Annotated in this window: 20 protein-coding genes; 6 read left to right on the top strand and 14 right to left on the bottom strand. The window is 65.3% G+C overall.

Annotated features, from left to right (window positions below; all coding sequences use genetic code 11):
• Nucleotides 1-3: 3 nt before the first annotated feature.
• The 3 genes from P2G62_RS02960 to P2G62_RS02950 form a co-directional block, all read right to left on the bottom strand.
• On the bottom strand, nucleotides 4-711 hold the full coding sequence (locus P2G62_RS02960) for an acylneuraminate cytidylyltransferase family protein (RefSeq protein ID WP_275733378.1): 708 nt from the start codon (nucleotides 709-711) through the stop codon (nucleotides 4-6).
• Entirely contained in the window at nucleotides 708-1,616 is a 909-nt protein-coding gene (locus P2G62_RS02955) for a hypothetical protein (protein WP_275733377.1), read from the bottom strand. The genes P2G62_RS02960 and P2G62_RS02955 overlap by 4 nt, the downstream gene beginning before the upstream one ends.
• A 93-nt stretch (nucleotides 1,617-1,709) precedes the next feature.
• The gene (locus P2G62_RS02950; RefSeq protein WP_275733376.1) at nucleotides 1,710-2,888 is read right to left on the bottom strand and encodes an acetyl-CoA C-acyltransferase; all 1,179 of its coding nucleotides are present in this window, start codon (nucleotides 2,886-2,888) and stop codon (nucleotides 1,710-1,712) included.
• 93 nt (nucleotides 2,889-2,981) lie between these two features.
• Here P2G62_RS02950 and P2G62_RS02945 point away from each other — a divergent pair, with 93 nt between their 5' ends.
• Both P2G62_RS02945 and P2G62_RS02940 read left to right on the top strand, forming a co-directional pair.
• Complete coding sequence (locus P2G62_RS02945) at nucleotides 2,982-3,329, top strand: STAS domain-containing protein (protein WP_275733375.1); 348 nt, start codon at nucleotides 2,982-2,984, stop codon at nucleotides 3,327-3,329.
• The gene (locus tag P2G62_RS02940) at nucleotides 3,319-3,816 is read left to right on the top strand and encodes an ATP-binding protein (protein ID WP_275733374.1); all 498 of its coding nucleotides are present in this window, start codon (nucleotides 3,319-3,321) and stop codon (nucleotides 3,814-3,816) included. Before P2G62_RS02945 ends, P2G62_RS02940 begins: the two co-directional genes overlap by 11 nt.
• Nucleotides 3,817-3,849: 33 nt before the next feature.
• Here P2G62_RS02940 and hspQ read toward each other — a convergent pair whose 3' ends face one another.
• A complete protein-coding gene (gene hspQ / locus P2G62_RS02935) occupies nucleotides 3,850-4,176 on the bottom strand; it encodes a heat shock protein HspQ (protein ID WP_275733373.1) in 327 nt (108 codons plus the stop codon).
• Nucleotides 4,177-4,362: 186 nt separating this feature from the next.
• Between hspQ and P2G62_RS02930 the strand changes: the two genes are divergently transcribed.
• Nucleotides 4,363-4,941: a lytic transglycosylase gene (locus P2G62_RS02930; RefSeq protein ID WP_275733372.1), complete on the top strand. Its 579-nt coding sequence runs from the start codon at nucleotides 4,363-4,365 to the stop codon at nucleotides 4,939-4,941.
• A 3-nt stretch (nucleotides 4,942-4,944) separates the two neighbouring features.
• Here P2G62_RS02930 and P2G62_RS02925 read toward each other — a convergent pair whose 3' ends face one another.
• The 4 genes from P2G62_RS02925 to P2G62_RS02910 all read right to left on the bottom strand — a co-directional run bounded on the left by P2G62_RS02925 (nucleotide 4,945) and on the right by P2G62_RS02910 (nucleotide 11,410).
• On the bottom strand, nucleotides 4,945-5,550 hold the full coding sequence (locus tag P2G62_RS02925) for an outer membrane lipoprotein carrier protein LolA (protein WP_275733371.1): 606 nt from the start codon (nucleotides 5,548-5,550) through the stop codon (nucleotides 4,945-4,947).
• An 87-nt stretch (nucleotides 5,551-5,637) separates the two neighbouring features.
• Nucleotides 5,638-8,781, bottom strand: coding sequence for a DNA translocase FtsK 4TM domain-containing protein (locus P2G62_RS02920; RefSeq protein ID WP_275733370.1), 3,144 nt, complete (start codon nucleotides 8,779-8,781; stop codon nucleotides 5,638-5,640).
• A gap of 13 nt (nucleotides 8,782-8,794) precedes the next feature.
• Nucleotides 8,795-9,973: an aminotransferase class I/II-fold pyridoxal phosphate-dependent enzyme gene (locus P2G62_RS02915; protein WP_275733369.1), complete on the bottom strand. Its 1,179-nt coding sequence runs from the start codon at nucleotides 9,971-9,973 to the stop codon at nucleotides 8,795-8,797.
• A gap of 120 nt (nucleotides 9,974-10,093) precedes the next feature.
• The gene (locus P2G62_RS02910) at nucleotides 10,094-11,410 is read right to left on the bottom strand and encodes an amidase family protein (protein WP_275733368.1); all 1,317 of its coding nucleotides are present in this window, start codon (nucleotides 11,408-11,410) and stop codon (nucleotides 10,094-10,096) included.
• An 83-nt stretch (nucleotides 11,411-11,493) separates the two neighbouring features.
• On the opposite strand from P2G62_RS02910, the gene P2G62_RS02905 reads away from it, so the two are divergent.
• Nucleotides 11,494-12,720 carry an FAD-dependent monooxygenase gene (locus P2G62_RS02905; protein WP_275733367.1) on the top strand — a complete coding sequence of 409 codons (1,227 nt, stop codon included), beginning with the start codon at nucleotides 11,494-11,496 and terminating at the stop codon, nucleotides 12,718-12,720.
• Here P2G62_RS02905 and P2G62_RS02900 read toward each other — a convergent pair.
• The 5 genes from P2G62_RS02900 to P2G62_RS02880 all read right to left on the bottom strand — a co-directional run bounded on the left by P2G62_RS02900 (nucleotide 12,717) and on the right by P2G62_RS02880 (nucleotide 16,962).
• Nucleotides 12,717-12,914, bottom strand: a complete 198-nt coding sequence (locus P2G62_RS02900) for a Trm112 family protein (RefSeq protein ID WP_275733366.1) — start codon at nucleotides 12,912-12,914, stop codon at nucleotides 12,717-12,719. The genes P2G62_RS02905 and P2G62_RS02900 overlap by 4 nt on opposite strands.
• Nucleotides 12,911-13,552, bottom strand: a complete 642-nt coding sequence (locus P2G62_RS02895; RefSeq protein WP_275733365.1) for an LON peptidase substrate-binding domain-containing protein — start codon at nucleotides 13,550-13,552, stop codon at nucleotides 12,911-12,913. Before P2G62_RS02895 ends, P2G62_RS02900 begins: the two co-directional genes overlap by 4 nt.
• Before the next feature lie 26 nt (nucleotides 13,553-13,578).
• The gene (trxA, locus tag P2G62_RS02890) at nucleotides 13,579-14,490 is read right to left on the bottom strand and encodes a thioredoxin (protein ID WP_275733364.1); all 912 of its coding nucleotides are present in this window, start codon (nucleotides 14,488-14,490) and stop codon (nucleotides 13,579-13,581) included.
• A 75-nt stretch (nucleotides 14,491-14,565) separates the two neighbouring features.
• Nucleotides 14,566-15,354, bottom strand: a complete 789-nt coding sequence (locus P2G62_RS02885; RefSeq protein WP_275733363.1) for an exodeoxyribonuclease III — start codon at nucleotides 15,352-15,354, stop codon at nucleotides 14,566-14,568.
• Nucleotides 15,355-15,525: 171 nt separating this feature from the next.
• Nucleotides 15,526-16,962: an aldehyde dehydrogenase family protein gene (locus P2G62_RS02880; RefSeq protein ID WP_275733362.1), complete on the bottom strand. Its 1,437-nt coding sequence runs from the start codon at nucleotides 16,960-16,962 to the stop codon at nucleotides 15,526-15,528.
• Between the two features lie 154 nt (nucleotides 16,963-17,116).
• Between P2G62_RS02880 and P2G62_RS02875 the strand changes: the two genes are divergently transcribed.
• The gene (locus P2G62_RS02875; protein WP_275733361.1) at nucleotides 17,117-17,770 is read left to right on the top strand and encodes a peroxiredoxin; all 654 of its coding nucleotides are present in this window, start codon (nucleotides 17,117-17,119) and stop codon (nucleotides 17,768-17,770) included.
• Between the two features lie 132 nt (nucleotides 17,771-17,902).
• Here the strand turns inward: P2G62_RS02875 and pnp are convergent, their stop codons facing one another.
• Entirely contained in the window at nucleotides 17,903-20,050 is a 2,148-nt protein-coding gene (gene pnp / locus P2G62_RS02870; protein ID WP_275733360.1) for a polyribonucleotide nucleotidyltransferase, read from the bottom strand.
• 287 nt (nucleotides 20,051-20,337) lie between these two features.
• On the opposite strand from pnp, the gene P2G62_RS02865 reads away from it, so the two are divergent.
• On the top strand, nucleotides 20,338-21,600 hold the full coding sequence (locus P2G62_RS02865) for an MgtC/SapB family protein (RefSeq protein ID WP_275733359.1): 1,263 nt from the start codon (nucleotides 20,338-20,340) through the stop codon (nucleotides 21,598-21,600).
• Nucleotides 21,601-21,655 lie beyond the last annotated feature (55 nt).

Raw genomic sequence — 21,655 nt, 5'->3', positions numbered from 1 at the left:
CGCTCACTCCTTGGCGGTTTGCAGGCGCTCGGCCATCAGCATCTCGACCAGTTTGAAGTCAAACGGGCTATCGATGTCGATGCAGCGCTCGGGCGGCATTTCAAAGGGAATCACGCGGCCCTCGTAGATGGTGCTGGCGCGGCGCAGGTAATCGGCCTTCAGCACATAGGTCGAGGCGGCATGTTCCCACACCTTCGGCGCGGCCTGACGCGACCAGACGCCGCCGGGCAGCGGTTTCGATACATGCAGCGCGCCGGTTTCATCGGCCTCGACCAGGTTGAAATAGGGGTTCTTGCGCGCCTCGCAGACGCTCATCACCATGTCGGGCTGTTCGGCGGCGAACAGATCCAGCGCACCTTCCAGATCCTCGGGCAGGCGCAGCGGCGAGGTGCAGTCAAGGTCCACGAAGGTATCCACCGGCGCGCCAAGGGCGGCCTGACCTGCCTCCAGCGCGTGCTGCCAGACGCCCCATTTCGGCGCCGCATCGGTGGCCAGATGCGCGGGTCGCAGGCCGATGTCCAACGCGCCGCGCGCCACGGCGTGTTCATAAATCCGTTCATCATCGGTAGAGACCACCACCGCGTCGATCCGCGGGCAGGCCAGCAACTGATCCAGCGACCAGTCGATCAGCGGCTTGCCCATCAGCGGGCGAAAATTCTTGCCCGGCACACCCTTGGAGCCCTTGCGGGCACCGATATGGCCCAAGATCATTGGGACTCTCCTGTGTTGTCCTGCGCAATCAGCGCGCTGTAATAGTCAATCGTGCGGCGCCGCAGCGGGCCCAGCGTGCGGTCCGACCAGATCAGCCGCCGCCCCTTGCGATCGACGAATTCGAACCCCTCGGGCTGCACCGCCAGATCCTGCCCCTTCAGGTTCAGCCCCGGGAAGGTCACCGCGATCAGCCCGGCCCAGCGGCGCCGGTTCCAGGGCAACGCCCCGCGCAGATAATTCAGCCAGCGCCAGGGCGTCATGAATTCGGTCGGGAATTTCACCGCCATGCTGCGCGGGATCGCCCGCATCACGGGCTGCGCCACCCATGAGATAAACCGCTCGTCCGCGATCATCGGCCGGATGCCGAAGCCGCCGTGTTCGTCAAACAGCGCCCGGAACCGCGCCGCGATGAAGCTGCAGTGCGCGGGGTGATAGACCACGATCGAGGAATTGCCCCGCGCATAGCGCCGCCCGCCGGTCCAGCGCCACAGTGCCCGCCCCAGTGCCCCGAAGGGCAGCAGCGCACTTTGGAAAATCGCGATGGTCTGCGGGGTCTTGGCCAGCGAAAACAGCGCGGTGATGTCGCCCAGAACCAGCGTGTCCAGATCCAGATAGATCGCGGGCAGGTCGTCAGGCACCACGCCCGCTTCGAACATCGCCAGTTTCGCCTGACAGCCGCCGGTGCAGAACTCGGGACGCAGGAAAAATTCCGGGAAGGGCCGCACCACCACCTGCGGCAAAAGCCCCGGGCGGTCGCGATCCGAGATCAGCACGACCCGCGGGGCCGAGCTGGCGCGCGCGACCGTCTGGCGGATCAGCGCGTTCAGCTCGTCAACGCCGTATTTGTCGCCCCACAGGATCAGCACGAGTTGCCATTGCGGCGCTGTGCCCGCTTGCTCAGTCACTGCTCTACCACCCGATCACTGTTCGTCCCTTCGTGTATCGGCTTTTCCCGCGCGGAGTTAAAGCCCCCGCGCGGGGCGCAGGCCATGGCCCGCTCAGGGCCGCTCGATGGCGATTGCAGTGCCTTCGCCGCCACCGATGCAGATCGCCGCGATGCCGCGTTTCAGGCCGCGCCGTTCCAGCGCATGCAACAGCGTCACCATGATCCGCGCCCCCGAGGCGCCGATCGGATGGCCAAGCGCGCAGGCCCCGCCATGCACATTGACCCGGTCATGCGGCACGCCAAGCCGCGCCATGAAGGCCATCGGCACCACGGCGAAGGCCTCGTTCACCTCCCACAGGTCGACATCCTCGACCGACCAGCCCAGCCGCGCCAGCAGTTTCTCGGCGGCGGGCACCGGGGCGGTCGGGAAATCGGCGGGGGCCTGCGCGTGGCTGGCATGGCCCAGAATGCGGGCGCGCACGGCCAAGCCCTCGTCCCGCGCCACCGCGCCCGAGGCCAGCACCAGCGCCGCCGCCCCGTCCGAGATCGACGAGGAATTCGCCGCCGTCACCGTGCCCCCCGCGCGGAAGGCGGGTTTCAGGGTCGGGATCTTTTCGGGGCGGGCCAGACCCGGCTGTTCGTCCTGTGCGACCTCGGTCGCACCGCTGCGCGTGGCCACGCTGACCGGGCAGATTTCGGCATCGAACCCGCCCGAGGATTGCGCCGCCAGCGCGCGTTCCAGCGAGGCCAGCGCATAGGCATCCTGCGCCTCACGCGTAAACCCGAAGGCCGTGGCACAATCCTCGGCGAAAGTGCCCATCAGACGGCCCTTGTCATAGGCGTCCTCCAGCCCGTCGAGGAACATGTGGTCAAGCGCCTGCGCATGGCCCAGCCGCGCGCCCGAGCGCATTTTCGGCAGCAGATAGGGCGCGTTGGTCATGCTCTCCATGCCGCCTGCCACCATCAGCCCCGTGCCCCCGGCGGCGATTTGATCATAGCCCACCATCGCCGCCTTCATCCCGGACCCGCACATCTTGTTCAGCGTCGTTGCGGGCACGGACTGCGGCAGACCGGCGGCAAACCCCGCCTGGCGCGCCGGAGCCTGCCCCTGCCCCGCCGGCAGAACGCAGCCCATCAACAGTTCTTCGACACGGTCGGGCGCGACACCCGCGCGCGACAGCGCCGCAGCAATCGCGGCCCCGCCCAGTTCACCCGCAGTCACCGGGGCAAAGGCCCCCTGCATGCCACCCATCGGCGTGCGCGCCGCCCCCACGATCACAACGTCAGCCATTCTTTCCTCCCTCAGAAATCTTACCCACGGATACCGAATGGTAAGCATTGCCGTCTAGCCTGCGGTCAGACGAACTGACGCCGGAGGGCCAGAATGAACCTTTATGCCGAATCTGTCGAAGGCGTTCTTCTTGTGCGCGTGGACGAGGAACGGCTGGATGCCGCCATCGCGATTCGCTTCAAGGACCGGATGCGCGAGGTGACAGCCCAACCCGCGACCCGCGTCGTGCTGGACATGTCGCAGGTGGAATTTCTGGACAGTTCCGGCCTGGGGGCGGTGGTCGCGGTGATGAAGGCGCTCGCACCGCGGCGCAAGCTGGAACTGGCCGGGCTGACCCCGAATGTGGCCAAGGTCTTTCACCTGACACGGATGGATTCGGTATTTCGGATTCACGCCGCCATCAGCGATGTGACCGAAGAGGGGATTCGCAATGCTGGCTGACCGCGCCGCGCGCCCGGCTGCGCGACAGGCCGGCGCCCCGGACCGGCCAGAGGCCCGGATCTTCCATCACAGTTTCGCGGCCGACGCCCTGTCGGTCCGCGCCGCCCTGCGCGCGGCCCTGGCGCGCTTCATGCGGCAGATGACGCGCGACGAGGCCGGCACGCTGGAACTGGTTCTGGCCGAGGTGCTGAACAACATCGTCGAACATGGTTATGGCGACAACGGCCATGGCACGATCACCCTGTCGATGGTGCGTGACCGCCGCGGGCTGAGTTGCTCTGTCAGCGATGACGGCGTTGAACTGCCTGCCGATTGCCTGCTGCATGCGGACACCGTGCAGGACCTGCGCCCGCAACCTGACCATCTGCCCGAAGGCGGGTTTGGCTGGTTTCTGATCCGCGATCTGGCCGAAGATCTGGGCTATCACCGCAGCAACGGTCGCAACCTGCTTGCTTTCCGGTTGCCATTGAAACCGCTTGAGCCCTGACCAGAGAGGCGGCACCTACACCGCGCGCAACGATCAGTTCAACTGGAACTGCAACGGATAACGGCCGTCTTCGAAATCACCGAACAGGTCCTGCAGATCCGGGTGCTCGACCGGCTCGCCGGAGTAGTCCGCAACAAGATTCTGCTCGGACACATAAGCCACATAATAGCTGTTATCGTTTTCGGCCAGCAGGTGATAGAAAGGCTGATCCTTCGAAGGGCGGCTTTCTTCGGGGATCGCGTCATACCATTCCTGGGTATTCGAGAACATCGCATCGACATCGAAAACCACGCCCCGAAACGGATGCTTCCGGTGGCGGACGACTTGGCCCAGGGAGTATTTCGCGCGGGTAGTATGCATGGCAGCCCTCATACTGGCTAACTACTGCTTAAGCACTGCCGATGTCCACAATTCAGCCACATTTTCACGGAAACAGTCTGTGGACTCTGTCCCGACAGTTCTGCGCCGCCCTGCGGCTTTGTGATTTCCTCCGAGGCGAAATTTGCGTAAAATACCGCAAAACAAAGCCGGACGGGCAGAGCAGTAATGAACAAATTCTTGAAACTGGCCATCGTGCTGATGGTCGCGGCCTGCGGTGGCGGCAACTCGCAAGCGCCGCGCAACCTTGACAACGCCTGCGCCCTGGCGCGTGAAAAGCCGCAATACTATTCGGCGATGAAACGCACCCAACAGCGCTGGGGCATTCCGGTGCATGTGCAGATGGCGACGATTCATCAGGAATCGAAGTTCATCGGCGACGCGCGCACCCCGTTCCGCTTCGCACTGGGCGTGATCCCGCTGGGGCGGCAAAGCTCGGCCTATGGCTACAGCCAGGCGCTCGATGCAACCTGGGATGACTACCGCGAGGCAACCGGCCGGCGCGGCGCCAAGCGCGACCGGATTCAGGACGCGACCGATTTCATGGGCTGGTATATGGCGGGCTCCAGCGAGAAACTGGGCATTTCCAAATCTGACGCGCGCAACCAGTATCTGGCCTATCACGAGGGCCGCACAGGTTTCGCCAATGGCAGCCACAATTCGCAGACATGGCTTCTGGCGGTGGCCGACAAGGTCGACGCCCGCGCACAGCTTTATCGCGCGCAGCTGTCCAGCTGCCGTCGCTGAGGGCTAGTCCGCAGGCTTGCGCCGGGAGATTTCCGAGGGGATCGAGAACATCGACGACCCCAGATCGACGCCTTTCGTCAGATCACCGAGAATCACGGTGGTCTGCGACCCGCTGTCATCGGTAATCACCCATTGCCGCAACTCGGTCGGCGCGGCGGTGAAAACCAGCTTGATCGAACCATATTCGGGATGCTCGGGGTCCTGCGCAATGACGCTGGTCGTCTTGGCATCCGCCGTGTGGCCGACAACCATCTTCGCCCGGCTCAGGTCGACATTCGCAGCCAGAATCAGGTTCAGCGGCGTCTTCGAAAGCGGATATTGCTCGGGGCCCGAGTTCGATTTCGGGTCGAAAATCGCCACTTGACCGCCGCCCGCCATCACCAGCGTCTTGTCGGAACTGTATTCGAACCGCGCCCGGCCGGGGCGTTTGATGAAAACCGTGCCGGTCGAAATCGAACCGTCGGCATTGACCTGCGTGAACTCGGCCTGCGCAGTCTGCAGGCTGTTGAGATACCGCGAAATTTCGCCCAGCGAGATTTTCTCGGCAAAAGCCGGGACCGCAAGAGCGAGCGACAGAACGGGCGCGAGGGCGAAGCGAAGCATTTTCATGGTTCCAATCTAATCTTTCGCGCTCAAAGCGAAAGCCCCGCCGGGGTCACATCCGACGGGGCTTTCATCACGGTTTCGCGCGAAACCTTACTGTTCGGGCACCAGAATTTCGCGTTTGCCAACATGGTTGGCTGCCGAAACGATGCCCTGATCTTCCATCTGCTCGACCAGACGCGCAGCCTTGTTGTAGCCGATCCCCAGTTTGCGCTGGATATACGAGGTCGAGCATTTGCGATCCTTGATCACGATCGCGACCGCCGTGTCGTAAAGCGCATTCTCGGCATCGTCGCCGCCGCCCAGACCCAGCACCGCGTCGATATCGCTTTCGCGGTCTTCGTCCACGCCCTCGACCACGCCCGACATGTAGGACGGCGGCCCGAAGGATTTCAGATGGTTCACGATTTCCTCGACCTCTTCGTCGCTGACGAAGGGGCCATGGATGCGGGTGATGCGGCTGCCGGTGCCCATATAGAGCATGTCGCCCATGCCGAGCAGTTGTTCGGCGCCCATTTCCCCCAGGATCGTGCGGCTGTCGATCTTGGACGTGACCTGGAACGAGATCCGGGTCGGGAAGTTGGCCTTGATCGTGCCGGTGATGACATCGACCGAGGGCCGCTGCGTCGCCATGATCAGGTGGATACCCGAGGCCCGCGCCATCTGTGCCAGACGCTGGATGCAGGCTTCGATTTCCTTGCCGGCGACCATCATCAGGTCGGCCATCTCGTCGACGATCACCACGATATAGGGGATCGGCGCGGGCTGGAATTCATCGGTTTCAAAGATCGGCTCGCCGGTTTCCTCGTCGAACCCGGTCTGCACGGTGCGTTTGAACATCTCGCCCTTGGCCATCGCCTCGCGCACGCGGCCGTTGTAGCCCTCGATGTTGCGCACGCCCATCTTGGACATCTTGCGATAGCGTTCTTCCATCTCGCCCACGACCCATTTCAGCGCGACGACCGCCTTTTTCGGGTCGGTCACCACCGGGGACAGCAGGTGCGGGATGCCGTCATAGACGCTGAGTTCCAGCATCTTCGGGTCGATCATGATCAGCCGGCATTCCTCGGGCGAAAGTTTATACAGCAGCGACAGGATCATCGTGTTGATCGCCACCGACTTGCCCGAGCCCGTGGTCCCCGCGATCAGCAGGTGGGGCATCTTGGCCAGGTTGGCGATGATCGGCTCGCCGCCGATATCCTTGCCCAACGCCAGCGGCAGACGCATGTTGCTGTCGCCGAAATCGCGCGCCGAAAGGATCTCGCGCAGGACCACCTTTTCACGATGCGCATTGGGCAGTTCGATCCCGATGACGGACCGGCCCGGCACGGTAGACACCCGCGCCGACAGCGCCGACATAGACCGCGCGATATCGTCGGCCAGGCCGATCACGCGGCTGGCCTTCAGGCCCGGCGCCGGTTCCAGTTCATACATCGTGACCACCGGCCCTGGACGGACCGAAACGATCTCGCCCTTCACGCCGTAGTCATCCAGCACGTTTTCCAGCATCCGCGCGTTTTCTTCCAGTGCCTCGTCCGACAGGCTGTGACGCTGGATCGTGCCGGGGTTGGTCAGCAGGCTCAGCGGCGGCGCCTCATAGGCCGGATGTTCGGGCGCCTCGAACCGCAGCGCGGGCTGCGCCTCGGCCATCGCCTGTTTCGACGGCGCCACGGGTTTCTTGGCGGGCATGACCACGCGGCGCTCGGGCGTCGGCGCGGTCGGGATCACCTGCCGGTTCAGTTCGGCACGCGGATTGGCGATCAGGGGCGCGGGCATCGGCGGGATTTCATCGTCCAGCGCCGCAAAGGCGTTGGTGTCGAAATCATCCTCGGACGCCCATTCCTCTTGCGCCCAGTCCTGCTCGGTCCGGGGATCGGTAAGATCTTCACCATAAGCGGGGTCGGCGGCATAGCCATAGGCAACCGCATCATCCTCGGGTGCGAAGGCCTGCGCCGACTCGGGCGCCGGTGCAGGCGCGCGCAGCGTCGGCTGCGGGGTCTGCACCATGCCGGGCATGTAGCGCGGTTTGGCCTGCAGCGGCGGTTCGGTGCGCAGCATGGGCGCGGCGGCGGACTTCGTGCCGCGCGCCAGACGCGAGGCGACAGCGGCCAGAACCGACGCGGGGGCCGTGACAACGGGTTCCTCGGCGCGCGGTGCGGCGCGCAACGGAGCGGCCATAACCGGAGCGGCCATAACCGGGGCGGCAACGGTAGGCTCGGCATGAAGCGGCGCACTCGCGCGGGTTTTCACCGCCTGCGCGATGCGCGCCTTGATCCGGTCTTCGGACGGGGTCTGCGCCTCGCCATGGCTCCAGTCATAGCTGGTTTCGAACAGTTCGGGTTCCAGTTCCTCGGGCGCGCGCATGGCCTCGGCGTCCATAGGACGGCGAATGCGCGACAAGAGCGAGGGGCGCTCTGCCGTCATCGGCTGCGCGTAGGGGTCGGCATAGCGCGGCGCGTAATCGGCCTGCGCCGCGGCGGCCTGCTGCGCCTCCCAGGTCGCCAGATCGGCGGCCCGCTCGGCGGCCAGGGCACGGCGTTGGCGCGCACGTTCGGCGGCATCCTGCGCGGCGCGGACCGAAGCCACGGCGCCCTTGCCCAGCAGCGTCATCAGCATGGCATAGACCGCGACCGAGCCCAGCATGAGGAAGCGGAAAATCGCGCGCAACTCGCTGCGTTCGAACCCCAGAACGAAGGCAGCCATCGCCAGCGCCAAGGCGGCGAACACCACCGACATCAGTTTGAGCCCGACCGAGCCCGAGACCGGCGACATGCCCAGGATCGACCCTGCGATCATATCGCCGAAATGGCCGCCCAGACCGAAGGCCTGTCCCCATTCCGCCCCCGGCACCAGCAGCGCGGCATAGACCGACGCCAGCGCCACCGCGATCGGCAGGAACATCGCCCGCGCCATCGCGCGTTCTTCGCCGCGATGCGTGATGAAGCGCACACCCCAGGCCAGCAGCCCGGCCGGCAGCAGCCACGCCCCGTGCCCCACGATGACAAACAGCGGCGAGGCCAGCCCCGCGCCGATCCGGCCAAGCCAGTTCTGCACCGGCTCATCCGAGACGGCCATCCAGCTCGGGTCTTCGGGGGAATAGCTGCCCAGCATCATCACCGCCAGAACGCCCAGAAACACCAGCGCCCCGCCCAGCAATTCCTTGCCGCGACGCTCCAGAATGGCCTGCGTGTTCTGGTCCAGAAGCGGGTCGCGCTGCCTCACCTGATAGGATGCCATCTTACCACCGTCCTCATTTATAGAGACAGTCGCGGAGCAAGATCAGCCCGCGCTGCGTTTCTTCTTTTGGGGCGACCAGGGCCACCCGGATATATCCCTTGCCGGGGTTTTCCCCGTTCACATCGCGCGACAGATAGGCGCCGGGCAGAACCCGCACCCCGGTTTCGCGCCACAGTTTCAGCGCCGCCGCCTCGCCATCCTCGACCGGAAGCCACAGGAAAAAGCCAGCATCGGGCAGGCGGAAACTGTTCACACCTGCGAAAACTTCTTCGGCAATCGCGTATTTCTCGGCGTAAAGGCGGCGGTTCTCGACCACATGCGCCTCGTCGGCCCAGGCCCGTTCGGACACGCGCTGGATCGGCAGCGGCAGCGGCGCCCCCGCATAGGCGCGCAACTGGCGAATCCGGCGGACGCATTCGCGCCCGCCCGCACAGAACCCGGACCGCAACCCCGGCAGGTTGGAGCGTTTGGACAACGAATGGAACACCACCACACGTTCGGGGTCGTGGCCTTCGTCATTGGCCACTTCCAGCGCGCCGGGCGGCGGCGCGGTGCGCCACAGTTCGGAATAGCATTCGTCGGCAAAGATGATGAAATCGTGCTTCTCGGCCAGCGTCAGCAGCGCCGACAGATAGCCGCGCGAGGCCACCGCCCCCTGCGGATTGGCGGGCGAGCACAGATAGGCAATCGCGGCGCGATCCAGAACTTCGGGCGGCAGGCTCGCATAATCGGGCAGAAATCCGGTCTCTTCGGCCGCGGGCACGAAAACGGCCTCGGCGCCCACCGTCGCGGCGGCCACGGCATAGACCTGATAGAACGGGTTCGGGATCAGGATAACCGGCTTTTGCCCGTTCTTCGCCTCGGGGCACAGCGCGATCGCGGCGTTGAACAGCCCTTCGCGGGTGCCGTTCAGCGCCATGATCCGGTCGGGCGCCACATCGGCGCGGTAGCGCATCTTCAGCCAGGCCGAAATCGCCGCCAGCAGCTCGGGCGTGCCGTCATTGGCCGGGTATTTGCCGAATTCGGCCAAGCTTTGCGCCAGAACCGGCCCGACGAAATCGGGCATCGCATGGCGCGGCTCGCCAATGGTCATGGCAATGGCCTCGCCGCCCGGAGCGTGCGAATCCAGAAGCCCCCGCAACCGCGGGAACGCATATTCGGGCAGGTTCGAGAACCGCTCGGGAAATGCCATAACTTGCCTCATGTCTCGGGATCATTGCGCCCCGTTTGACAGACAGGTTACCCAAGCGCGACGCGCACGTCCAGAAAAAGCGATGAATCCCCGGCGCTTGCCCACAGGAATTGTGGCATTTCAGTCAAGCGCCGTCTCCGCCGCCTGTCCCAGCCGCAACAGACACTCCTCGGCACCCGGCGCGGCCATCAGGCTGATCCCGGTCATCGGCAGGCCGGTGGGCAGGGTCAGCACGCACAACCCGAAGATGTTGCCGATCCGGGTATTGCGCAGCGCCAACAGGTTTTCGGCGGCGAAATAGGCCGGGTCAGACAGCAGCCGCGCGGCATCGGGCGGCAGGATCGGCGCGGTCGGCACCAGCACCGCATCATAGCCCGCGACCGCCGCCAGATACTGCGCCCGATACTGATCGAGCGCGGCCCAGGCGGCGACATAATCGGCAGCCAGAACCCCGGCCCCGGTGCGGAAGCGTTCCAGAATGACCGGATACATCTTGTCCGGCGCTGCCTCGATCACGTCTTTCCACAGGCCATAGGCCTCGGGCGCGAACAGGACCCCCGACAGATCCATCGCGGGGGCGATCATGGGCAGGCTGCGGCGTTCGATCCGCGCACCCGCGCGGGCAAGCCGGTCCACCGCGGCCTCGAACCCCTGCACGGGTTCCGCGCGGGCGCCGTCAAGGGGCAGGCCCTCCAGCACCAGCAATCGCATGCCAGCCAGGGTGCTCTCGCGCAGATCGGGGGCCTTGCCCCCTTCGATCGCAGCCAGCACCAGGGCACAATCCTCGACCGTGCGCGCCAGCGGGCCGATCGTGTCGAACTTGGCGCACAGCGGCACGACACCCTTGGTCGAGACCCGACCATGCGTGGTCTTCAGGCCCACCAGATCGTTCCAGGCCGACGGGATGCGCACCGAACCGCCGGTGTCCGATCCCACCGCCGCCGCCGCCAGCCCCAGTGCCACCGAAACCGCCGCGCCCGAACTTGACCCGCCCGGCGCAAGCTTCGGGTCGATGGCGTTGGGCGGCGTCGCCGTCATCGGGTTCACACCCAGCCCGGAAAACGCGAGTTCGGTCATATGCGTCTTGCCCAGACAGACGGTGCCCGCCAGCGTCGCCTGCGCCAGAACGGCGGCATCCGTCGCCGGCACCCGCCCCGCCAGCAATTGCGACCCGGCCTCGGTCGCGGTGCCCGCACTGTCGAACAGATCCTTCCAGCTGAGCGCCACACCATCCAACGGCCCGCGCAGAACCCCCGCCCGCGCCCGGCCACGCGCCGCCATTGCCTCGGCCCGGGCACGTTCGGGCGTCAGGCGCGCATAGACATCCGGGATCGCCGCGGCGGCCTCCAGATAGGCCTCGACCTGATCGACCGGATCGAGCTTGCCCGCCGCAATCGCCCGCCCCTGTTCTGCCGCACTTGCCGAACGTCCCACCATCGCGCACTCCTTTTTCATCCCGGCGCGAGGCTAGCGACAAGGCCGCGCATGGACAATCCCGCACGGCACGGCATAGTAGCGCCATGAAACACGATTCCGATGTCTTGATCGCGGGCGGCGGGCTGAATGGCCCGGCCTTGGCACTGGCTCTGGCGCAAGCGGGATTGCGGGTGACGGTGATTGACGCCGCCCCCGCGCGGGCCCGGGCCGATGACGCCTTCGACGGGCGCGCCTATGCGCTGGCGATCGCCTCGCAAAAGTTGCTGGCGGCAATCGGCGTCTGGCCTGCGGTGGCCGAACACGCCCAGCCGATGATGGAGGTCAAGGCCTCGGACGGCGAGGCAGGCGAAGGCGGCGCGCCGTTCTTTTTGCATTTCGACAGCCGCGAGCTGGATCAGTCGCCGGTCGGCTACATGCTTGAAGATCGCTATCTGTATCGCGCTTTTCTGGACGCGATGCAGGCCGCGCCCGGCATCACACTGATTCAGGCGACCTCGGTCATCGCGCAACAGGTCGTGCCCGGCGGCATCAGTGTCACCCTGTCCGACGGTCGCGCGTTGAGCGCGCGCCTGCTGGTCGGGGCCGACGGGCGCCGCTCGGGCGTGGCGGAACGTGCGGGCATCGGGCGCGAGGGCTGGGGCTATGGCCAGACCGCGCTGGTCGCGGCCATTGACCACGAGTTGCCCCATAACGGCATTGCGCATCAGTTCTTCATGCCCTCCGGCCCGCTGGCGATCCTGCCGCTGCCCGGCAATCGCAGCTCGATTGTCTGGAGCGAGACCGACGACAACGCCCGTACCATCGCGGCGCTGTCGGACGAGGATTTTCTGGCCATCTTGCGCCCGCGTTTCGGCGATTTTCTGGGCAAGATCAGCCTGGCGGGCCCGCGCTTCAGCTATCCGCTGAACCTGACGCTGGCACGCGCCTATGCGGCGCCGCGCGTGGCGCTGATCGGCGATGCCGCGCATGGCGTGCATCCGATTGCGGGGCAAGGGTTGAACCTCGGGCTGCGCGATGTGGGCGCCCTGGCCGAAATCGTGGTCGAGGCGATGCGGCGGGGCGAAGACATCGGCGCGCTGGATGTTCTGGAACGCTATCAGGGCTGGCGGCGGTTCGATTCCACCGCGCTCGCGCTCGGGATGGATTCTGTCAACAAGCTGTTTTCGAACAGAAATCCGATTCTTCGGGCGGGGCGTGATTTGGGCATGGGGCTGGTCAATGCAATCCCCGCGCTGCGGCGGGGTTTTATGCGGCAAGCCGCGGGCCTGTCCGGCCCCCTGCCCCGGCTGTTGCAGGGTCGTCCGCTTTAATCCAGCGGACGCGCCTCGTCGGCCAGCAGGATCGGAATGCCGCCACGGATCGGATAGGCCAGTTTCGCCGCCTTCGACACCAGTTCCTGCCGCTCGGCATCATAGGTCAGCACCGCCTGCGTCAGCGGACAAACGAGCGCCTCCAGCATCCGGCGGTCGAAAAGCGGCTTGTCCTGAGGCAGATCGTCACTCATTGCAGCTTGTCCTCTCCGCCCCGGCAGCGCAGCGCAAATTCCATCAGGGTCACCAGCGTCTCGCGCCGACTGACCAGATCGGGCGCCTCCAGCAGCGCCTGCTTGTCCTCGGGGTCCAACGGCAAAAGCATCGCCAGCGAGTTGATTAGCAACTCGTCCTCGGCGTCTTTCAGCGTGTCCCAATCGGTGTCGAGCCCCTGCGCCTCGAAATAACGGCACAGCAGATCCATGAACGGCACACGTTCGAAACCCGGGTCATGTTCGGCACGCCCCAGATCGCGCGCGAAATCGGTCCAGGACACCTGCGCACGGATATAGGGGGTGAACCCGCCAATCTCGCGCAGCAGCCGGAATCGCGAGATCCCCGACAGGGTAATCATGTAGCGCCCGTCCTCGGTCTCGGAAAAGCCGGTCAGCCGCCCGGCACAGCCGATGCTGTTCATGCGCGGCGCGCCATCGCGGCTTTTGCAGGGCTGGATCATCCCGATCAGCCGGTGCGGCGTCTTCAGGCAATCCTCGACCATCTGCAGATAGCGCGGCTCGAAGATATGCAGCGGCAAACGCCCCCGGGGCAACAGCAGCGCCCCGGGCAGCGGAAACAGCGGAATGGTTTCAGGCAGGTCGGCGGCTTTGATCATGCCCAACACCTAGCGCGCCCGGACGATCAGGCAAATATCATCGACGACAGTCGGCGGCGGCCCTTTGCCGCAATCGGATCGTTCGGCTTGAGCGCGTCGAAAATCGTGAACAGTTGCGTTTTCGCGGCGCCGTCGTTCCATTCGCGATCACGCCGGAAAAGTTCGAGCAGCTGTTCGACCGCCTCTTCGACCTGCCCCGCCGCATGCAGCGCCTGCGCATAATCGAAGCGCGCCTGATGATCAGCCGGGTCGGCCTCGACCGCGGCTTTCAGCGTATCGAGCGGCCCCGCCTTCTGTGCCTGCTTGGCCAGCGCAAGCTGGGCCCGCGCGGCCTCGACCGGGGCGGAAGTGGCGATCTTTGCGGGCACACCTGCAAGGAAGGTTTCCGCCTGATCCAGATCGTTCAGCGCCAGATGCGCACGGATCAAGCCACCATAGGCCTCGGCGCTGTCCGGGTCTTCGCCCAGGATCGCGGCGAAGGTTTCGGCCGCATCAACCGCGGCACCTTCGCTCAGCATTTCCTCGGCCGCGGCAATCGCATCGGCCAAACCACCGTCGCCCGCCATCGCGGCCAGTTTCTCGACGAATTTCTTCAGTTCAGAGGCCGGCAAAGCCCCCTGAAAGCCGTCAACCGCCTGCCCCTGCCAGAAGGCATAGACCGTCGGGATCGATTGCACCCGCATCTGCCCCGCGATCATCTGGTTTTCATCGACGTTGACCTTGGCCATGACGACCTTGCCCTTCGCCTCGGTCACCGCGGCTTCCAGCGCCGGGCCAAGCTGGCGACACGGGCCGCACCACGGCGCCCAGAAATCGACGATCACCGGAACGGTCATCGACTTGTCGACCACCTCGGCCATGAAGTTGGCCTCGGTCACGTCAAAGACCAGATCGGCAGCCGTCGGGGATGCGGCGGGTTTTGCGTCGTTACCAAACATGTCTCGCTCCTTTCGGATTGGGTTGCCCCCTATATGCGCGCGAGCAGCCGCCGCGCCAAGGGGCGGTGCGGGGGCTTACAGATCAAATGTCGCGAAAACCGGTGCGTGGTCCGAAGGTTGCTCCCACCCCCGCGCGGCGCGCAACACGCGGCTGCCATGCGCCGCGTTGGAAATATCGGGCGTGGCCCAGATGTGATCGAGCCTGCGGCCCTTGTCGGCAGCGTCCCAGTCCTTGGCACGATAGGACCACCACGAATACAGCAGACCCTGCGGAATGTCCTGCCGGGTGATGTCGACCCAGTTCCCGGCATCCTGGGTCTGCGCCAGATGCTCGACCTCGATCGGAGTGTGGCTGACGATTTTCAGCAGGCTCTTGTGGTTCCACACATCGTCTTCGCGCGGCGCGATGTTCAGATCGCCCACCAGGATCGCCTTTTCGGGGCGGTCAGCAAAGAAATCGTCGCGCATATGGGTCAGGAAATCGAGCTTCTGACCGAATTTCTCGTTCACCGTGCGGTCGGGGATGTCGCCGCCCGCAGGGACATAGAAGTTGTGGATCGTGACGCCGTTTTCCAGCCGCCCGGCGACGTGGCGTGCGTGCCCCAGACCCGCGTAATCGCCCGCCGCGACCTCGGTGATCGGCAGTTTCGACAGGATCGCCACGCCGTTATAGCCCTTCTGCCCGCGCGCAACCATGTGGCGGTACCCCAGGGCGTGAAACTGCTCGAGCGGGATCTTCTCGACCGGGCTTTTGCATTCCTGCAGGCACAGAACATCGGGGGCTTCTTCGGTCATCAGCTTGCACACTAGCGCTTCGCGCAGGCGGACCGAATTGATGTTCCAGGTGGCGAGGGTGAAACTCATGCGCGCTCTCCGTGTCAGGCGGCGCGATACTGGCCCGGGTGGCGCGCAAGGGCAACCCGATTGCTGCGACGGGCGCGCCGGGGGTTTTGCACCCCCGGACCCCCGCAGAGTATTTGAACCAAGAAGAAGGGGATTTCTTCTTGGCCCAAATACTCAAAATCCCGGCCGGATTTACTCGGCCCAGCCGGAGATGGATTTGACATCGCAGAATTCCTCGATGCCCCAATGCCCGCCTTCGCGTGCCCGACCCGAGGCGCCGACGCCACCGAAAGGCGCGCCCGCCCCGCGGCTCTGGCCGTTCATCTCGACCATGCCCGAACGCAGCGCACGGGCCAGGCGGTTGCGCCGCGCGCCATCGCCCGATTGCACATAGTTGGTCAGCCCGTAGGGCGTGGCGTTGGCGATGCGCAGCGCCTCTTCTTCCGTGTCGAAGGGCATGATCGCCAGGACAGGCCCGAAGATTTCCTCGTTCATCACAGTCATGTCCGGGGTGCAATCGGCAAAGATCGTGGGGCGCACGAAGAAACCGCGATTGAGGTCTTCGGGGCGGCCGGGGCCGCCGGCCAAGAGCCGCGCGCCTTCGGCGATGCCGGTTTCGATCAGGCCCTGGATTTTCTCATACTGGCTTTTGTTCACCACCGGGCCGATATGCTTGCCCGGCAGGCTGGCCGGGCCGACCTTGGTTGCCTCGGCGGTTTCGCGGGCAATCTCGATGGCGCGCTCGTAGGCGCTGCGTTCGACCAGCATCCGGGTCGGCGCGTTGCACGACTGGCCCGAATTCTGGAAGCAATGGCGCACGCCGCGGGCCACAGCCTTGTCGTCGGCATCGGCGAAGATCAGGTTCGCGCCCTTGCCGCCGAGTTCGAGACAGACACGTTTGAGCGTCTCGGCCGCGGCTTTCGAAATCGCCTTGCCCGCGCGGGTCGAGCCCGTGAAGGAGATCATCTCGATATCGGGGTGGGTCGAAAGCTGCGTGCCCACGCCCACGCCATCGCCGTTCACCAGGTTGAAGACACCCGCGGGCACGCCGGCGTCATGCAGGTATTCGGCAAACAGAAGCGAGCTGAGCGGGGCCTCTTCGGAAGGTTTGAGCACCATCGTGCAGCCCGCCAGAAGCGCGGGAATGACCTTGAGCGTGACCTGGTTCATCGGCCAGTTCCACGGCGTGATCAGGCCCACGACGCCCACCGGCTCCATCGCGATCATCGCGCCGGGGGTGCCGTCGCCCAGCGGGCGGATCCACTGGAAATCCTGCGCGGCCTTGATGAAATTGGCGATGTGCCAGCTGCCCGCGCCGACCTGGCTTTCGCGGGCCAGATCAATCGGCGCGCCCATTTCCAGGCTCATCGCCTGGGCCATTTCCTCGGCCCGGGCCTGGTAGATCTCATAAATCTTCTCGACCAGCGCCAGACGTTCGGCGGGGGGCGTGGCGGCCCAGCCGGGCAGCGCGGCCTTGGCGGCGGCGACGGCGGCTTCGGTATCGGCAACATCCCCCAGCGAGATGACCGCGCAGGGCTCTTCGGTCGAGGGGTCGATCACGGCGCAGTCGCGCGGGGCCGCCGGGGCCACCCATTGGCCGTTGATGTAAAAGTCACGTTTCTCGATCATGCGGAATCCTCCTGTTGCCCGGAGGGTGGCACCGCAGCCTGGCAAGGGCAAGGTGGCGCTTTGCGAAACTGCTGCGCAAATCGACCGCCTGCCCTAGCGGCGCGCGTCCGGAGGGCCTATGTTCCGGCCACAGACATTTCTACAGGAGGGACCCATGGGCCTGCGCATCAACGATATTGCCCCCGATTTCACCGCCGACTCGACCGCCGGCAAGCTGACCCTGCACGAGTGGATCGGCGACAGCTATGCGATCCTGTTTTCGCACCCGAAAGATTTCACCCCGGTCTGCACGACCGAGTTCGGTGCCGTGGCGCAGCTCGCCCCCGAATTCGCCAAGCGCAACACCAAGGTGATGGGCGTTTCGGTCGACTCGGTCGAGGAACACATGAAATGGAAAGCCGATATCGAGGCCGTCGCAGGTGCGCCCGCCGATTTCCCGATCATCGACGACACCTCGCTGAACGTCGCCAAGCTGTATGACATGCTGCCCGCCGAGGCCTATCTGCCCGATGGCCGCACCCCCGCCGACAGCGCCACCGTGCGCACCGTCTTCATCATCGGCCCCGACAAGAAAGTGCGCCTGACGATGACCTACCCGATGTCGGTCGGCCGCAACTTCGCCGAGATCCTGCGCGCGCTGGATGCCGTGCGCGCGACCGACGGCGTGCCCTTCGCCACCCCGGCCAACTGGGTGCCCGGGCAGGACGTGATCGTGGCGATGTCGGTCTCGACCGAAGATGCAAAGGCCCGTTTCGGCGATGTCGACGTGAAGCTGCCCTATCTGCGCACCGTCAAGGCGCCGAAATAATCGCGGCACGCTGCACCGATCCGAAGGGCGCCCACGGGCGCCCTTTTGTTTTGCATCTGTCCTTTGACGCGACAGCGAAACGCAAAAGCCCCGGTGTTTCCACCGGGGCTTTCGTCTGTCCAAAGCGCGCGATCACTCGTCGGCTTTTTCTTCTTTCTTCTCGGGGGCGATTTCCTCGCCGGTCTCCTGGTCGACCATCTTCATGCCAAGGCGCACCTTGCCGCGATCGTCGAAGCCCAGAAGCTTGACCTTCACTTCCTGCCCTTCTTTCAGCAGTTCGTTCGGGTGGTTCAGGCGCTTGTTCGCGATTTGCGACACATGGACCAGACCGTCACGCTTGCCGAAGAAGTTCACGAAGGCGCCGAAATCGACCAGCTTCACGACTTTGCCGGTGTAGATCTTGCCTTCTTCCGGCTCTGCCACGATCGAATAGATCATGTCATAGGCCTTCTTGATGGCGTCGCCATTGGCCGAGGCGATCTTGATCACGCCGTCATCGTTGATGTCGACCTTCGCGCCCGACACTTCGACGATTTCACGGATGACCTTGCCGCCCGAGCCGATCACTTCGCGGATCTTGTCGGTCGGGATCTGCATCGTCTCGATCCGCGGCGCATGGGCCGAGAATTCCTGACGGCCGGCCGACAGCGCCTTGTTCATCTCGCCCAGAATGTGCATCCGGCCGTCCTTGGCTTGCGCCAGGGCCTGCTCCATGATCGCGGGCGTGATGCCGGCAACCTTGATGTCCATCTGCAGCGAGGTGATGCCCGCTTCGGTCCCGGCAACCTTGAAGTCCATGTCGCCGAGGTGGTCTTCGTCACCCAGAATGTCGGTCAGAACGGCGTATTTGCCGTCTTCTTCCAGGATCAGACCCATCGCGACACCGGCAACCGGTGCTTTCAGCGGAACGCCCGCATCCATCATCGACAGCGAGCCGCCGCAGACCGAAGCCATCGAGGACGAGCCGTTCGATTCGGTGATCTCGGACACGACGCGGATCGTGTAGGGGAAGTCGGTCGCCGCGGGCAGAACCGCCTGCAGCGCGCGCCATGCCAGTTTGCCGTGACCGATTTCACGACGGCCGGGCGAACCCACGCGGCCCACTTCGCCGACCGAGTAGGGCGGGAAGTTGTAGTGCAGCAGGAAGTTCGAGCGCGAGTTGCCATGCAGCGCATCGATGATCTGTTCGTCATCGCCGGTGCCCAGCGTGGTCACGACCAGCGCCTGGGTTTCGCCGCGGGTGAACAGCGACGAACCGTGGGTGCGCGGCAGGATGCCGACTTCCGACACGATCGGACGCACCGTCTTGGTGTCGCGACCGTCGATGCGGGCGCCACCGTTGATGATGTCACCGCGCAGGATGCTCGACTGCAGCTTCTTGATCGCCGAACCGAGGTTCGCATCGGCCAGGTCTTCATCCGTCAGCGCGGCCTTGATCGCCTCTTCGGCCGCCGCAAGGGCGTTGGAACGCTCTTGCTTGTCCTTGATGGCGAAGGCGGCGCGCGTTTGCGCCTCGCCCGCCGCTTTCACGCGCTCATACAGATCGGCATAATCCGGCGGGGAGAAGTCGAAGGGCTCCTTGGCACAGTCTTCGGCGAAGTCGATGATCATGTCGATCACCGGCTGCATCGCGTCGTGACCGAATTTCACAGCGCCCAGCATTTCGGCTTCCGACAGCTCGTAAGCTTCGGATTCGACCATCATCACGGCGTCCTTGGTGCCCGCAACGACCAGATCCAGACGCTGCTCGGGGTTCTCGCGCAGTTTCTGCATGTCGTCGACATCGGGGTTCAGAACGTATTCGCCGTTCGCAAAGCCCACGCGCGCAGCCCCGATCGGCCCCATGAAGGGCACGCCCGAAATCGTCAGCGCCGCCGAGGCCGCGATCATCGCGACGATATCGGGTTCGTTGACCAGATCGTGCGACAGCACGGTGCACATCACCAGAACTTCGTTCTTGAAGCCCGGCACAAACAGCGGACGGCACGGACGGTCGATCAGACGCGAGGTCAGCGTCTCTTTTTCCGACGGGCGCGCCTCGCGCTTGAAGAAGCCGCCCGGCACTTTACCGGCGGCATAGTATTTTTCCTGATAGTGGACGGTGAGCGGGAAGAAATCCTGCCCCGGCTTCGCCTGTTTGGCGAAGGTCACGTTGGCCATGACCGAGGTCTCGCCCAGCGTGGCGATGACCGAACCGTCGGCCTGACGGGCAACCTTGCCCGTTTCCAGGGTCAGCGTCTCGTCGCCCCACTGGATAGATTTTTTCGTAACGTTGAACATTCAGCGTATCCTGTCTGGGAGCACGCCCGGCCCTCCGGGTCTCCCGATTGCGTGGCGGCCCCATTGCCGCCGCCCCTATCCTTTGCATGTGCCCGGGGCCTGGCCTCACGTCGCAGATTGCTGGCCCTTACAGGAAAACAGCCGTTTTGGGAAGCAGGGAGTTGCGCCGCATAAATGGCCCCACCGGCAGAAAAGCGCGCGCGTTTCCGGCTTGGCCCGACTGCCGGGGCGGCGTAATCCTGTTCTGGCGGGCCCTTTGCCCGCGGTCTTGCGCGTGGTTGCCCCTGATGGAAGAGCTAGAGATCTTTCGACGTCTTGGCCTTGCCCTGGCCATCGGGCTGCTTCTGGGGCTTGAACGGGGCTGGCATGCCCGCGACGAAGCCGAGGGCACCCGGATCGCAGGGCTGCGCACCTTTGCCCTGACCGGCCTGCTGGGCGGGATCTGCGGCGTGCTGACCCAGGTCGCCGGTCCGGTCTTTCTGGGCTTTGCCTTTCTCGCGCTGACCCTGCTCGTCGCGCTGTCCTACTGGATGCAAAGCCGCGCCCATGACGATCTGGGCCTGACCACGGAGATCGCGCTTCTGCTGACTTTCGCGCTCGGGGCGGCGGCGCTGCTGGGGGACATGGCGGCGGCCGCCGCCGCTGCCGTGGTGGCGACCGCGCTGCTGGCGCGCAAGCGGGTGCTGCATGGCTGGGTCGCCCAGATCCAGCGCTTCGAACTCGCCGCTCTGGTGCAGCTGGCGGTGATTTCCGTGGTCATCCTGCCACTTCTGCCGCGCCGGGGGTTCGGCCCCGGTCAGATCCTCAACCCCTATGAATTGTGGTGGGCCGTCGTGCTGGTGGCGGGCCTGTCCTTCCTGGGCTATGGCGCGATGCGGGTGACCGGCACGCGGGTTGGCGCGGCCATCGCGGGCCTGTTCGGCGGGCTCGCCTCTTCGACCTCAACCACGCTGGCCCTGTCGCGGATGGTGCGCGCTGACCAGAGCCTTGGCCCTTCGCTGGCGGTCGGGGTGGTGATTGCGGGCTCTGTCACCTTTTTGCGGGTGCTCGTCGTCGGTTCGGTTTTCTCGCGCGATCTGCTGGCCGCACTTGCGCTGCCGCTGGCGACCATGGCCGCGACGGGGTTTGCCGGGGCGGGCCTTCTGTCCCTGTCTGCCCGCAAAAGACACAAGACCACCTCCGATCTGAGCGGCCTGACCAACCCGCTCGCGCTTGGCACGGCGCTGTCCTTCGGCGTGGTGCTGATCGTGGTGCTGCTGGGCACCCATTACCTGCAACGCTGGTTCGGCGCAGGCGGTGTCTATGCCGCGGCGGCACTATCGGGGCTGACCGATGTCGACGCGCTGACGATCTCGGTCGCGCGGCTCAGCCACGGCGATCTGGCGCTGCACACCGCGGCCACGGCCATTGTGCTTGCCCTCGCGGTCAACACCGCCGTCAAGGGCGGCATCGCGCTTGCCATCGGCAGGGCGGGGTTCGGCCTGCGGGTTCTGGTCGTCTATGCGGCGGTGCTGGGCGCGGGCGCTGTGGCGCTGTGGCTCGGGCCCTGATCCGCCCGCAACCGCCCCGGCGCAAAGCAAAACGCCCGCCTCTTGCGAGACGGGC

Source organism: Paenirhodobacter sp. CAU 1674 (genome assembly GCF_029222945.1).
Taxonomy (GTDB): domain Bacteria; phylum Pseudomonadota; class Alphaproteobacteria; order Rhodobacterales; family Rhodobacteraceae; genus Rhodobacter.
Note: the sequence above shows the minus strand (reverse complement) of the source record. Positions and strands in the feature narration are given on the sequence as shown.